This is a genomic window from Geobacter sulfurreducens PCA, assembly GCF_000007985.2.
In the GTDB taxonomy this organism is placed as follows: domain Bacteria; phylum Desulfobacterota; class Desulfuromonadia; order Geobacterales; family Geobacteraceae; genus Geobacter; species Geobacter sulfurreducens.
In genome coordinates this window covers 1,788,687-1,802,848 of the sequence record NC_002939.5, presented here as the reverse complement: position 1 = coordinate 1,802,848, position 14,162 = coordinate 1,788,687, and the positions used below count along the sequence as shown (strand labels likewise).

The 14,162-nt window shown below is 58.6% G+C and carries 12 protein-coding genes; 1 reads left to right on the top strand and 11 read right to left on the bottom strand.

Features of this window, described 5'->3' with window-relative positions; translation table 11 throughout:
* Positions 1-52: 52 nt before the first annotated feature.
* On the bottom strand, positions 53-1,003 hold the full coding sequence (locus GS_RS08205; RefSeq protein ID WP_010942288.1) for a diguanylate cyclase: 951 nt from the start codon (positions 1,001-1,003) through the stop codon (positions 53-55).
* A gap of 126 nt (positions 1,004-1,129) precedes the next feature.
* Between GS_RS08205 and GS_RS08200 the strand changes: the two genes are divergently transcribed.
* A complete protein-coding gene (locus GS_RS08200; RefSeq protein ID WP_010942287.1) occupies positions 1,130-1,624 on the top strand; it encodes a ferritin-like domain-containing protein in 495 nt (164 codons plus the stop codon).
* A 329-nt stretch (positions 1,625-1,953) separates the two neighbouring features.
* Here the strand turns inward: GS_RS08200 and cydB are convergent, their stop codons facing one another.
* From cydB to purB, 10 genes are all read right to left on the bottom strand, one after another.
* Complete coding sequence (cydB, locus tag GS_RS08195) at positions 1,954-2,982, bottom strand: cytochrome d ubiquinol oxidase subunit II (RefSeq protein WP_010942286.1); 1,029 nt, start codon at positions 2,980-2,982, stop codon at positions 1,954-1,956.
* 1 nt (position 2,983) lies between these two features.
* Positions 2,984-4,336, bottom strand: coding sequence for a cytochrome ubiquinol oxidase subunit I (locus GS_RS08190; protein ID WP_010942285.1), 1,353 nt, complete (start codon positions 4,334-4,336; stop codon positions 2,984-2,986).
* A 143-nt stretch (positions 4,337-4,479) separates the two neighbouring features.
* Positions 4,480-4,893, bottom strand: coding sequence for an RrF2 family transcriptional regulator (locus tag GS_RS08185; protein WP_010942284.1), 414 nt, complete (start codon positions 4,891-4,893; stop codon positions 4,480-4,482).
* 84 nt (positions 4,894-4,977) lie between these two features.
* Positions 4,978-5,676: a YkgJ family cysteine cluster protein gene (locus GS_RS08180; RefSeq protein ID WP_010942283.1), complete on the bottom strand. Its 699-nt coding sequence runs from the start codon at positions 5,674-5,676 to the stop codon at positions 4,978-4,980.
* 72 nt (positions 5,677-5,748) lie between these two features.
* A complete protein-coding gene (gene pyrE, locus GS_RS08175) occupies positions 5,749-6,297 on the bottom strand; it encodes an orotate phosphoribosyltransferase (RefSeq protein WP_010942282.1) in 549 nt (182 codons plus the stop codon).
* A gap of 17 nt (positions 6,298-6,314) precedes the next feature.
* The gene (gene purF, locus GS_RS08170) at positions 6,315-7,715 is read right to left on the bottom strand and encodes an amidophosphoribosyltransferase (RefSeq protein WP_010942281.1); all 1,401 of its coding nucleotides are present in this window, start codon (positions 7,713-7,715) and stop codon (positions 6,315-6,317) included.
* A 36-nt stretch (positions 7,716-7,751) separates the two neighbouring features.
* Positions 7,752-8,579 (bottom strand): phosphoribosylformylglycinamidine synthase subunit PurQ, encoded by an 828-nt coding sequence (locus tag GS_RS08165; RefSeq protein WP_010942280.1) that lies wholly within the window; start codon positions 8,577-8,579, stop codon positions 7,752-7,754.
* 3 nt (positions 8,580-8,582) lie between these two features.
* Positions 8,583-11,573, bottom strand: a complete 2,991-nt coding sequence (locus GS_RS08160; RefSeq protein ID WP_010942279.1) for a phosphoribosylformylglycinamidine synthase subunit PurS — start codon at positions 11,571-11,573, stop codon at positions 8,583-8,585.
* Entirely contained in the window at positions 11,574-12,668 is a 1,095-nt protein-coding gene (locus GS_RS08155) for a mechanosensitive ion channel family protein (RefSeq protein WP_010942278.1), read from the bottom strand.
* Positions 12,661-13,956, bottom strand: coding sequence for an adenylosuccinate lyase (gene purB / locus GS_RS08150; protein WP_010942277.1), 1,296 nt, complete (start codon positions 13,954-13,956; stop codon positions 12,661-12,663). Before purB ends, GS_RS08155 begins: the two co-directional genes overlap by 8 nt.
* Positions 13,957-14,162: the final 206 nt, after the last annotated feature.

Below are 14,162 nucleotides of genomic sequence, written 5' to 3'. Positions count from 1 at the left end.
ACCGCCGGCACGACCGGCGGCCCCGGAAAATGAAGAGCTCAATCTGGCCGTCTCAGAGTTGTTCGCTGCACACCCGGTTTCTCCCCTCCCCCTTAGCCCGATAGAGGCAGCGGTCGGCTCGCTCCAGCAGCACTTCACCGATGGAGAGATCCTCCTTCTGATCCGGAGGGGTAAAACTGGCCACGCCAAAGCTGGCTGTAACCGTCACGGCCCCATCGCCCACAGAGGTCTGTATCAGGGCTATGCGTTGCCTGAGCCGTTCCGCCACAATAACCGCACCTGCCATATCGGTTTCAGGAAGTACCACCACAAACTCCTCGCCACCGTAACGGACGGGCCAGTCGATGTTTTCGCGGACCCCGGAGCGGACCGATTCGGCACAGGCCTTCAGGACCTGGTCGCCGACAAGGTGTCCCCAGGTGTCGTTCACCCTCTTGAAGTGATCAATGTCGAACATGACTACCGAGATGGGGCGTTCGTAGCGGAAGGTGCGTTTGACCTCCTGGTGCAGCCGGTCTTCCAGGTAGCGCCTGTTGTAGATACCCGTGAGCGGGTCACGCATGGTCAGGAGCCGGACCTCCTCCATGCTTTGCTTGAGCGAGCTTTCCAGATCGATAATACGACGGGCGGTCATGAGCCGGACGGTGAGCTCTTCAGGAGTCACCGGCTTCACTAGATACTCGTCGGCGCCGGCTTCGAGCCCTGAAATGATGCTCTCCTTGGAGTCGCGGGAGGTGAGGAGGATCAGGTAGGTATAGTGCTCAAGACCAAGGCTCCGTACGGCCCGGCAAAGTTCGGGCCCGTCCATGACCGGCATGACCCAGTCGGTAATAACCAGAGGGAAATAGCCACTTTGAATACGCGCGAGAGCATCCTTGCCGTCAATGGCAACAACCACGTCGTACCCGATCTCGCGCAGATTCCCCTCGAGGACCGCTCTCAGTAGGGCATTATCCTCGGCTATGAGCACAGGATACGGGCATTGTCTCTGTTCATCCGTCATCTGACCACTCCTAGCCGCTGGAGAGAGAGTCCCCTCCCCCTGCAGCCATCATGTTTGACATCGCTCCATTGTTCGCTACCGTTTAAACGGAAGCAGTTACTCTCATCGCCCCCAAGGAGGCAGCACATGTTCGACATCGATGTTCAGGATGCCATTTTCAAGTCCATTCAGACAGAAAAAAATGCCATGAATTTCTACCAGTTTGGCGCCGGCAGGATGAAAAATCCGGACGCCGTAAAGGTTTTTGAGCTTCTGGCCCGCGAAGAGCGTGAACACGCCGGGCATTTCCACAAAATCTACCAGAGAAACGACATCCCGGATCTGGAAGCATTTCTGAACACTCCTCCCGACCATGCCTCAGACTGGATGGCATCCCTGGCCAAAACCATAGATGCCGACTTTACCGAGCAGAAGGCAATGGAGCTTGCCATGGAAAAGGAGTTGGGCCTGGAAAAGGCCCTGCGGGAAACCGCAGCCCGTATTGCCGATCCCCAGGTACGCGCGGTGTTCGAACTGAACGCCAGGGAGACCCGTAACCATTATGAAATGATAGAGTCCGAGTACGCGCGGCTCATGGCCATGGTGCACGAGTCCGACATGGACACCTATGTTCGGGAATAGCACGCACCAGCAATCGGGTATAGGGGGGACAGTCGTCGTCCCCCCTATCGCTTCCCGTCCTCGATGGTTCCAACCCCGCACATTCCACAGGTCGCAAAACGTAATAGCAACTGACCGAATCTCTCCACAAAAACCGTACGCAAAGCGTCTATCCGCCGCATTGTCGTGCCGATGCGATGTTCATGTGGCTGAGCCGTTGTCTCTAAACATATCGGCGGATTTCAGGTTGGCTGCATCAGGAAAAACAGGATTACAGAAAAGGAACAGTTACCGGAAAGAGCCCTCGCCCAATGGGCTCTTTCCGGTAACGGAAGGCGGGAAAGGACGTATCAGTAGGCGTGTGTATCGTTAAGAACTTCTGCCTCAGTGACCGGGGCCCGGAATATCCGGTACACCCAGATCTTGTAGGCGATAACGATGGGGACGAAGATAAGGGCAACCGCGGTCATGATTTTGAGCGTATAGGGGCTCGACGATGAATTGAAAATGGTCAGGCTATAGGCCGGGTCGAGGCTCGACGGGATCAGGTTCGGGAAGAGCCCTGCCACGCCGGTCGCAGCCACCATGAGGACTGTCACGCACGAGGCGGCAAAGGCCGCCAGAGTCGCCCCCTTGGCCGAGAAGAGGCGCGTGCCGACAAGCCCGGCCACGGCAAGCAGCGGAACAATGAACAGAACCGGCTGGGCCAGATAGTTATCGTACAGCTTCGTGGCGAATTTCGTGTAAGCGAGAAATGCCACCGCAACCACCAGGAGCACCGGCCAAACCTTGTCGGCAACGCCCTTCGCCCGGGCACTAAGCTCACCAACCGACTTGACCGAGAGGTAGAGGGCTCCGTGTACCGTGAAAAGGAGCACGAAGAGTACCCCAGTGAGAAGGCCGTAGGGATTTAGCAGACCAATGAGGCTGCCGTGGTAGCCGTTGGCGTCCATGGGAAGGCCGGCGAAGATATTGCCGAAAGCCACCCCGAACAGGAGCGCGGGCAGAAAGCTCGACACCTGAATAGCCACGTCCCAGGTCTTTTTCCAGGTCGCACTTTCAACCTTGCCCCGGAACTCAAAGGCCACACCGCGGACGATGAGAGAGAAGAGCAACAGCAGAAGCGCTGTGTAGAGATAGCTGAACATGAGCGCGTAGGTGGTCGGAAATGCGGCAAAAGTTGCACCGCCTGCGGTAAGCAGCCAGACCTCGTTGCCGTCCCAGACCGGTCCCACGGCGTTGATGAGCACCCGCTTTTCGCCGTCGGTCTTAGCGATTACGTTGTGCAGGATGCCCGTGCCGAGTACAAATCCGTCAAGCATGAAATAGACCGCCCAGAGTACACCCCAGAGAACGAACCAGGTAATCTGCAGTTCCATGTTAGGCCCCCTTTACCGTCGCAGGCTTAATGATTCCGGAAAGATCGTCGTCAGGTCCCTTGCGGGCATACTTGGCCAGCAAGTAGATATCGATGGCACCCAGCAGGCTGTAAATCAGCGTGAAACCCACCAGCGAACCGACCACCTGGGGCGTTGTCACGGCCTTTGAGACACCATCGGCCGTCTTGAGCACCCCATAGACGATCCAGGGCTGACGGCCCAGTTCCGCCACGATCCAGCCCAGTTGTGCAGCAATGTACGGGAGCGGCAGCGCGAGCAGCATCACGCGCAGGAAGAGGGTCCTGTTCTCAAGATTCTTCATCCGGGAAAGAATAACGCCGGCCAGGGCGGCTAGTGTCATGAACGTACCCAAGCCAACCATGAGACGGAAGCTCCAGAAGGTGGGCTGCACCGGCGGACGCAGTTCCTTGGGAAAGTCCTTGAGCCCCTTGATCTCGGCGTCAGGGGTGTGGAAGGCGAGCATGCTCACCATATTCGGAATACAGAGCCGTTCCACGGCGTTGCACTCATTCTGCGGGTCGGGGAGCAGAATCAGGTTCATGCCGACCCCTTTCTGGGTCTCCCAGACTGACTCCATGGCAGCGAACTTGGTGGGCTGAGTTTTGGCTATTTCCACCGCGTGGAAGTCACCGGAGAGGAATACCAGGATGGCGGCGACGAAGCCGAAGGTGGCTGCCATTCTGAACGAGCGGACAAAGAAGTCGATACGGTTCTTCCTGAGCAGGTGCCACGCGGAGATCCCCATCACGAAGAAAGCCGCCACCATGTAACCGGACGTCAGCGTGTGAACGAATTTGATGATGCCGTAGGGATTGGTTACCACGGCCAGGAAGTCGACCATTTCGGCCCGGCCGTTGCGCAGCACGTAGCCGACCGGCTTCTGCATCCACCCGTTGGCCAGCAAAATCCAGAGAGCCGAGAGATTGGTACCGATGGCCACGAGCCAGATGGCAACCGCATGGGTCGCCTTCGACACTTTGTTCCACCCGAAGATCCAGACGCCGATAAAGACCGACTCCAGGAAGAATGCCACCGTGGCCTCGATGGCGAGCGGAGCACCGAAGATATCACCCACGTAGCGGGAATACTCGGCCCAGTTCATACCGAACTGGAACTCCTGGGTAATGCCGGTGACCACGCCGAGGGCAAAGTTGATCAGAAAGAGCTTGCCCCAGAACTTTGCCATTTTCAGATAGGTTTCATCACCCGTACGCACGTACCGGGTTTCCATGTACGCCGTGAGGACGGAGAGGCCGAGGGTGAGCGGCACGAAAATGAAGTGGAACATTGTCGTTGCCGCGAACTGGAGCCTGCTCAGGGTTAGTACGTCCATTCGCCGTTACCTCCTTTGAGTATGTACTTCAGAGTGATTATGCGGCTGCAGCCGCTGCACATGTAAAGCGCCCATGAATGGGCGCGGTTTTATTAAGAGTACCATACAGGACTATTTTTATCCTGTATACAGGCAAAAAAATTTCAGAGTTTCGTGGTAGCGGCCAGCTCTTCGAGGGTCACCGCGTCAAGGGTTTCGGCGACTCTTTCTTGCACCTTCCGCCAAACGGGGTGAACGCCGCAGATATTATCCCGCTCGCAGGTGCCACTTCCAAGGAGGCAACGGTTGGGCATGATCGGTCCTTCCACCGCCTCCACCACTTCGCGCAGGGTGATGCGCGACGGGTGACGCCCCAGGATGAACCCACCCCCGGCACCCCGAAACGATTTTACAATGCCGATCTTTGCAAAGCTCTGGAGAATCTTGGCAAGAAACGTCTGGGGGACGTCCGTCGCCTCGGCGATCTCGCTGATGAGCGCCACAGTGCCCGGTGGAATCTGGGCAAGATAGATGACGCCGCGAATTGCGTATTCACCCTTCCGGGTTAATTCCATCATAACAATCCCTAAAAGACCGAATTTGTCTTTTTTATAACAGAGCTCATCAGAGCTGTCAAAAAGAAAATGAACCTCAAGCGAAAGTTATTTACTGCGAGGGTCAGAGAGAGACAATGCGGCGAGACGGTTGCCCCAAGAGAGCCAATTAATGCTGTCAAACGCAATGACAAGGGCGGTCGGGATGAACGTGTCCACTTCGCTCAGGGGATGGCCGAGAAGGCGCCCGGCAAAGGTCCGGATAAGCCGGACTTCCTCGGTGAATATTCGGTCGAAATCACCGCGCAGGGCTGGATCGGCCAGAGGATCGGCATCGATGCAGTTGAGGGTACACCATTCATCGTGCATAATCTCGCCCGAAACGTCGACGAGAGGAAGTCCGTGCAGGCGGCAGGTCATGGGACGATGCTCGTAGACGAGGCAGCGGCCGTGTCGATCCAGAAGCGGACAGGGAGTTTCGTCGTCATCGGGCATGAGTGCTTCCCACTCATCATCGGGGCGCATATTGAGGATGAAGGGCTGATCGAATTCGGGCCATACCAGCCTGAGGATTGCGATGCGCTCCCGACAACGGACAAGAACCTGCTCGCGTACCTCCGGATCGAGCCGGTCAAAGCCCCGGCGCAGAAAGGCCGCGTCCAGGAGCGTTATGTCGAAGAGCCCCCGGCAGCAGTCCGAACAGCCGTCGGCACAGCGGATGCGGTCGCCCGAACTGTCGAGGCAGGCGCGGAACCAGTCGTCGATGCGGGAGAGCAGGCTGCCGTAGTGGTCGAGAATTTCTTTCATGGTCCATTAAAAAGGCAGGCGGGTGCACTCCCGCCTGCCTTCTCCTCATGCTTTCGAAGCCGCCGGCCCTTGTCAAGCCAGCAGCTCGGACTTGGTAAAAATTGTCCGGAGTTCGTACCCTTCCTGTTCGATATTCTCGCGGCCCCCCTCTTCACGGTCAACCAGGGAAACGATGCAGAGTACCTTGAGCCCTTCCTCTTCAGCCCGCTTGACGGCTTTCATGGAAGATCCGCCGGTGGTCACAACATCTTCCACAATGACCACCTTTGATCCGGGAGGAAGATTCTTGCGTCCTTCAAGCCACTGGCCCGTGCCGTGCCCCTTGGGTTCTTTGCGGATGATGAACGCGTGCATCGGGCGTCCATCCAGAAATGCGGCAATGGAGGTTGCCGTGGCAATGGGGTCGGCGCCGAGGGTGATCCCCCCTACCCCCTGGACCCCTTCCACATCCTTGATGGCCTCATAGAAGAGCTTGCCCACCAGCAGTCCCCCTTCGGCATGGAGGGTGGTCTGCTTACCATCGAAATAGAAGTCGCTTTCGCGGCCCGAAGCGAGGATTACTTTCCGCTTTTCGTAGGACAGCTCCAGGATGATCTGCTTCAGTCGGTCCTTGTCAGTCATTGGTCGGTTCACTCCTTTCAGAAAAGATCCAGTTGGGGTTCGGCCATGAGGCGCGGGAATGTGATCGGGTAGCCGCCGGAGAAACAGGCTTTGCAGAAGGGATTGCTGCCGGCGCCCACGGCCTGGAGCAGCCCTTCCTCCGAAAGGTAGCCCAGTGAATCGGCGGTTATGTACTTGCGGATTTCCTCGATGGTATGGGACGAGGAGATAAGTTCTTTGCGGGTGGGGGTGTCAATGCCGTAGTAGCATGGATAGCTCGTGGGGGGCGACGAGATGCGAACGTGAACCTCGGATGCGCCGGCGTTGCGTACCATTTTCACGATCTTGCGGGACGTGGTGCCTCTGACGATAGAGTCGTCGATGACCACCACCCGCTTTCCCTTCAGCACCTCCCGCACCGGATTGAGCTTGATCTTGACACCAAAATGCCGGATCGACTGCTGGGGCTCAATGAAGGTACGGCCCACGTAATGGTTGCGGATAAGCCCGAGCTCAAAGGGAATACCCGCCTCCTGGGCATAACCCAGGGCTGCGGGAACACCCGAATCGGGAACCGGGATGACGATATCGGCATCGATGCGGTGCTCGCGGCAGAGTTGGCGCCCGAAGTCCTTGCGTACCTGGTAGACGTTCTTGCCGAAGATGTACGAATCTGGGCGAGCGAAGTAGACGAACTCGAAAATACAAGGAGCCGGTTCGATCTTCTTATGCGGAAAATGGGAGGTGAGCCCGTCCTTGGTAATGACCACGATCTCGCCCGGCTCGATCTCCCTGACAAATTCGGCCTCGATCAGGTCCAAGGCACAGCTCTCGGACGCAACCACCCAGGCATCGCCGAGCTTGCCGAGACAGAGGGGGCGGAAGCCGTGGGGATCGCGGGCAGCCACCATGCGGGTTTCCGTCAGGAACAGAAGACAGTAGGCCCCCTTGATCCGCCCGAGGGCATCGATGATCCGGTCCTCCAGGGAACTATGCTTGGAAGTGGCCAGCAGGTGGAGGATCACCTCCGTGTCCATAGTGGTCTGGAAAATGGAACCCCAGGCCTCCAACTCGTCCTTGATGTACTGGGCGTTCACCAGGTTGCCGTTGTGGGCAATGGCAATGGAGCCCCTGGAGTAGTCGACCTTGATGGGCTGCACGTTCTTGAGGACCGAGTCGCCGGTGGTGGAGTAGCGCACGTGCCCGATGGCGGATTCACCGGGAAGATTGCCGAAGATTTCCTGATTGCCGAAGACATCCGCCACAAGCCCCATGCTCCGGTGGGTGTAGAGGCTGCGGCCGTCCGAGGAGACGATGCCGCAGGCTTCCTGTCCCCGGTGCTGAAGGGCGTAAAGGCCCAGGTACGTCAGATTGGCCGCCTCAGGGTGGCCGTAGATACCGAAAATGCCGCACTCTTCCGTTGGTCTGTAGAGCTTCATCATCTCTCCAAAATGGTGTGGGCGGGAAACCGCCCCCTACAGCAGGTTTGCCTTCGCGTAGTCGGCCGCGTTGCGGAACAGGACGAGTCCATCTCCCTCTTCGGGAAGGTCCTCGCGGGTCCAGCGGGGATGATTGGTCCGGTGGAGGAACGCCTCGGGGTGGGGCATCATGCCCATGAGCCGGCCGGATTCATTGCAGACGGCAGCGATGGCGTTGACCGACCCGTTGGGGTTCAATGGAAACTCCATGGTCGGTGCCGAATATGTTTCGTCGGAATAGGTGAAGACCGCCAGGTGCTTCGCTTCAATAGCGGCAAGAGTTGCCGGGCTGTCCACCACGAACTTCCCTTCCCCGTGACGTATCGGCAGATAGAGCCCCGTCTCCACCCCTTTCGTGTAAATTGACGGCGATGCCTGATCGACCTTCAGGTACACCCAGCGATCCTGGAACCTGCCGCAGGCATTGAAGGTGAGTGTTGCCGTCTGGGCCAGATAGGCACCGTCCACGGCAGGCAACAGCCCCATCTTGGTCATGAGCTGGAACCCGTTGCAGACGCCGAGGATCAGCTTGCCCGCGTCAATGAAGCGTATGATCTGGTCGATCAGGTGCTCTTCCAGGTCGTCGACCCGGGCATATCTGAAACGGTTTGCCTGGGCCTTGGCACTCCCCAGGTCGTCCCCGTCCAGGAACCCGCCGGTAAGATTGAGAAAGTGGAAATCGTCGAGCCGGATCTCACCGGTGAGAATATCGGATATGTGGGCAATGACGGTCTCATCGAAGCCGCCCAGGCGGCAGGCGTGAGCCGCCTCCATTTCGCAGTTTGTGCCGTTGCCGGTTATAACTATCGCTCGTGCCTTTGCCATTGATTACAGCTCCCTCAGCGGGCTCTGCCACGCTTGCTTGAGTTCGTCGATCCCTGCGTCGATGACCCTGGTGCCCGAAAGACCGGTAACCGTCACCCTCCCCTCTTCCGTCACCACCCCGATGGAGGAGAAGCAATTCGCTGCCATGACCGACTCGAAAGCCTCCCGATTCTCGGGGCGGACCGTGACGAGGTGCCGCGACGCAGACTCTGAGAACAGGAGAGCTGCATCTCCTTTCAGGGCTTCGTCACCGCTCCAGAGGACCCGTGACAGTTCGGCGACAATGCCAAATCCGCCGGCAAAAGCCGTTTCGGCCAAGGCCACGGCGAGCCCGCCATCGGAAAGGTCGTGGCACGAAGCAACCAGGCCCTGGCTGATGGCCCGGTGCAGGGCGCGGTAGCGCGGCAGCGCCTTGGCGGTGTTCACCTGCGGCACGCTGTTACCCACTAATCCCTTGAGGGCCATGTACTCGGAGCCTCCCAGTTCATAGCCGGTCTTGCCCAGGAGGTAGACGATGTCGCCCGGACGCTTGGCGTCCATGGTGACCGCCGTACGGATGTCGTCGATCTTGCCGATGACAGAGAACAGGAGGGTCGGCGGAATGGAAATCTTTACGTTTCCGTCCCAGAAGTCGTTCTTCATGGAATCCTTGCCAGAGATGAGAGGGATGCCGAAGGCGACGCAATAGTCGTAGAGGGCCTTGTTGGAGCGAACCAGTTGGGCCATCTTGTACTCGCCGTCAGGGGTCTTGTCCGACTGGACCGGGTCACACCAGCAGAAGTTGTCGAGCCCCGCCACGAGATCCAGGGAGCCGCCCACGGCCACATAGTTGCGCAGGGCCTCATCAATGGCGTTGGCGGTCATGTGATAGGCATCGATGTCGCTGTACCGCGGGCAGATCCCGTGGCTCACCACGACCCCCTCGAAGGAGTCGAGCACCGGCCGGATCACCGCCGCATCCGAGGGACCGTCGTTGGCAACGCCCGTGAACGGTTTCACCACGCTCCCCCCCTGCACCTCGTGGTCGTAGCGCCGGACCACCGACTCCTTGGAGCAGATATTGAGCGAACCGAGCAGTTGCTTCAGGTCGGCCGCGTAGTCTTGCTTCACCTCCAGCGCCGGCTCTTCGTGGCGCTTCACTTCCCAGACCCCCCGCATCTGCATGGGGGGTAGTCCACCATGGAGGAAGTCCATGGGAAGATACGCGATGGTTCTGTCCCCGTACATGATATGGAAGTAGCCGGAATCAGTGAACTCACCGAGGATGGTTGCCTCCACACCGAAACGGCGGGCCATGGCTATGAACTCGTCGATGTGCTCGGGCGGAACAGCGAGGCTCATCCGCTCCTGGGCCTCTGAGATCAGGATCTCCCAGGGATCGAGACCCGGATACTTGAGAGGTGCTTTGGACAGATCCATACGGCAGCCGCCGCACTCGCCCGACATCTCACCGATAGACGAGGAGAGTCCGCCGGCACCGTTGTCGGTGATAAAGTTGTAGAGCCCCTTGTCCCGTGCCCGGATAAGGAAATCGGTCATCCGCTTCTGGGTGATGGGATCGCCGATCTGCACCGCCGTTACCGGAGAACCTTCGTGGAGTTCTTCGGATGAGAAGGTTGCGCCGTGGATGCCGTCCTTGCCGATGCGGCCGCCGGTCATGACGATCAGGTCGCCGGGGCGGATGAACTTCTCGTGGGCCGGAGCTCCGTTGATGGTGGCAGGCATGAGCCCTGCCGTACCGCAGAAGACCAGGGGCTTGCCGGCAAAGCGATCGTCAAAGACGATGGAGCCGTTCACCGTAGGAATACCACTCTTGTTGCCGCCGTGCTCCACCCCCTCCACGACGCCCTCGTAGATGCGGCGCGGGTGCAACAGCCGGCTTGGCAAAGGCTTGTCGTAGAACGGCGAAGCAAAGCAGAAAACATCGGTATTAAAGATGAGCTTTGACCCTTTGCCGGTGCCGAAGGGGTCCCGGTTTACGCCGACAATGCCGGTGAGCGCCCCGCCATAGGGGTCCAGGGCCGACGGAGAGTTGTGGGTCTCCACCTTGAACACCAGGGACCAATCGTCATTCCAGCGGATGACACCGGCGTTATCCTTGAAGACCGAGAGACAGAAGTCCCGCTCGCCGAGCTGTTCACGCACCGTCTTGGTGGTTCCCTGGATAAAGGTCTTGAAGAGGGAACGAATCTCCTCGCGATTGCCGTTTTCGTCGATATATTCGATAGTGCCAGAGAAAATCTTGTGCTTGCAGTGCTCCGACCAGGTCTGGGCAATGGCCTCCAGTTCCGCGTCGGTGGGCTTAGCCGCAAGTCCGACCTTGGACCGTTCCGCTATGACTGCCGGATTGCGGTAGTGGGCCTGGATCACCTTCATTTCGTCCAGCGTGAGGGCAAGGACCCCTTCACGGCTGATCCTCATCAGTTCGTCGTCGGAAACGTTCAGGTCGATCTCCCGAACCTGGGCGCGGGTCTCTCCCGTCACCTTGGGAACAACGACTGCAACCCCGCCGGCAGCGGCGAATTCCGCCCGATCCAGAATGATGTAGCGCTGGATGAGCGTGTTGCAGAGGAGATCGCGGGCAATCCGTTCCACATCGGTCCGCGACAGGGCTCCGGAAAGCAGGTACTGCACCGAGGTGTAGACCCCCTCCCCCGCGGCAAAGGGGCGTCCGGTGATATATTCAATAGCCTCCCTGGCTGTCCTGCCCACGTTGTCGGTAACACCGGGGCGGAAGCCCACCTCTACCAGGTAGTCGAACCCATCGGCCAGAGGCCGATCCAGGCTCCAGGTCTGAATGACCGGGTCGCTGAACGGTTCCGAGGCGGCCTTCTCCAATTCGTCCGGCGAAAGGCCGGCGTCCACGGTGTAGACGTCGATGGTACGCACCTCGTGCACCGGCAGGTGGAGAAAATGCTCAATCTCCCGTCGAACCCGCTCGCCGCGGGCATCGCGAACTCCCTCTTTCAGGGCGACTTCGATTCGTTGCGCCATTTACTGTTCCTTTTCCATGATGACCGTCCGTATCGGATAGGGAATGGTGATCCCTTCCTCGCGGAACCGTGCGATGATCTGTTCATTGATTTTATCGGTGGTAGCAAAGACAGAGCCGTATTCACTTACCCAGAAGAAGAGCGACACATTCAGAGCGCTGTCGCCGAACGACACGAAAAACGCCTCCGGCGCCGGCTCCCGCAGCACCTCCGGAACCGAAAGGGCAGTTTCGACCAGCAGCGACTTGGCCCGCTCGACATCATTGTCGTAGGAAATACCGACGTTGATCCGTCCCTTGGCCCGGACGTCGGGAAACGCAAGGTTGATGATGGTTGTGTTACAGAGCTCCGAATTGGGAATGATCAGGAGCGTATTGTCCACAGTTTTGATCTTGGTGGTCCTCAGCCCGATATCGGCTACATCGCCCCATTGGCCGGAGGCAAGCTGAATCCGGTCGCCAATACGGAAAGGGCGGTCCACCATCAGGGTAAAACCTGAGATCATGTTGGCCAGGGTTTCCTTTGCCGCCATACCGATGGCAAGGGAGCCGATTCCCAGTGCCGTCACCACCGAGAGGATGTCGTAATTGAAATGTCTGAGCACCACCATCAGGGCGATACCTGCCAGGAAGATGGTGATGAGCTTTTCCAGCGGGGGTATGATCTGCCGATCGACTCCTCCGCCGTGGCGCTCAGCAAGACGGCTCCCGTACCACCCTAATAGCTCGTTTGTGATTCGCCAGGCAATATTGGTAACAACAATGACGTTAACGATGAATAGTGCCCCGGCACTGAGCACATGGGCCTTCTCAGGAAACGGCAACGACTTGACCGCATAGTAGAGACCCGCCAGGACCACCAGCAGGCATGCCGGCGGCGTCACGCGAGCCAGAATCCGGTCATCCAGGTCGGTGCTCGTAAACGCGGTGAACCGGGGAACCCATCTGGTGAGCAGGGTCCGGAGCAACAGAGACAGCCCCCAGAAAATGCTGAAGATGATCAGGGCGATGAGGGCTTCTTTCAGCCAGAAGAGCAGCAGATGATCTCCTGCCTCCAACCGGTAGAAGTTGCTGAGAAACGCTATGATGTCAGCCACCGAAGACCCTCGTGAAGATGGTGTTCACATGCTTCAGGTGGTAGTTGAGGTCAAAAGCCTCACGGATTTCATCCTCCGGGAGGAAACCGCGCACTTCACCGTCGGCCAGAAGTTCTTCCTGGAAATCCTTGCCCTGCTCCCACACCTTCATAGCATTGCGCTGGACCAGTTCATAGGCCTTCTCGCGGGACGCACCGGCAGTGGCCAACTTAAGGAGCACCCGCTGAGAGAAAATGAGTCCGCGCATGAGATTCAGGTTCCGCATCATGTTCTCGGGGTAAACCACGAGATTGTCGATGAGGCCGATGGTCCGGTTGAGCATGAAATCGAGACAGATGGTAGCATCCGGGCCGATGACTCGCTCGACGGACGAGTGAGAGATGTCCCGCTCGTGCCAGAGGGGTACGTTTTCGAGGGCGGATACCGAATAGCCCCGCATGAGCCGTGCAAGACCGGTCAGGTTCTCGGAGAGGACGGGATTGCGTTTGTGGGGCATGGCTGACGACCCCTTTTGCCCCTTGCTGAAAAACTCTTCGGCCTCGAGCACTTCGGTCCGCTGGAGATGACGAATCTCCACGGCAAACTTCTCGATGGAGGTGGCGATGATCGCCAGGGTGGAGAAGAACTCCGCGTGGCGGTCCCGCTGGATCACCTGGGTCGAACAGGGAGCCGGCTTGAGCCCTGCCTTGGCGCAAACAGCCTCCTCTACCATCGGATCAATGTTGGCAAAGGTGCCGACCGCCCCGGATATCTTGCCGTAGGCAATGGTTTCCCGGGCAGCCTCCATCCGGCGGAGATTGCGCTTCATCTCGTCGTACCAGAGAGCCATCTTGATGCCGAAGGTGACCGGTTCGGCATGGATGCCGTGGGAACGCCCCATCATCGGCGTATCCTTGTGTTCGTAGGCGCGGCGCTTAATGACCTCCATGAGCCGCTTGATGTCATCGATGATGAGATCGGAGGCCTCGGCCAGCAGCATGGCGAACGAGGTATCGAGCACGTCCGACGAGGTGAGTCCCAAGTGGACAAAGCGTGAATCATCTCCGATGTAGTCGGCAACGGAGGTGAGAAAGGCGATGACGTCGTGCTTCACCGTCCGCTCGATCTCATCAATGCGGTCTACGTCGAAGTCAGCCTTTGCCTTGATGCGCTCTACCGCGTCGCGGGGCACGTTGCCCAGGTCAGCGTGGGCCTCGCAGGCGTAAATCTCGATGTCGAGCCACTTCTGGTAGCGATTGCGCGGTTCCCAGATACGGGCCATTTCGGGACGGCTGTAACGTTCGATCACGGGCGGGTCCTTCCTTTCGTTCAGTAAAGTATGTGCAGTCCCTGACAGGCGTCGGAATACACGAAGCGTCCATCCTGCGCGGGTCGGTCAGCAGACTGTTGAAAAATCATGCAGGGTCGGTATTCGGGGTACCGTTCGCTCCATAACTCAACGTACCGGCGGGTACGCAGAATCTTCTGCTCACGTACGCCGTGCATCCCGGTCTC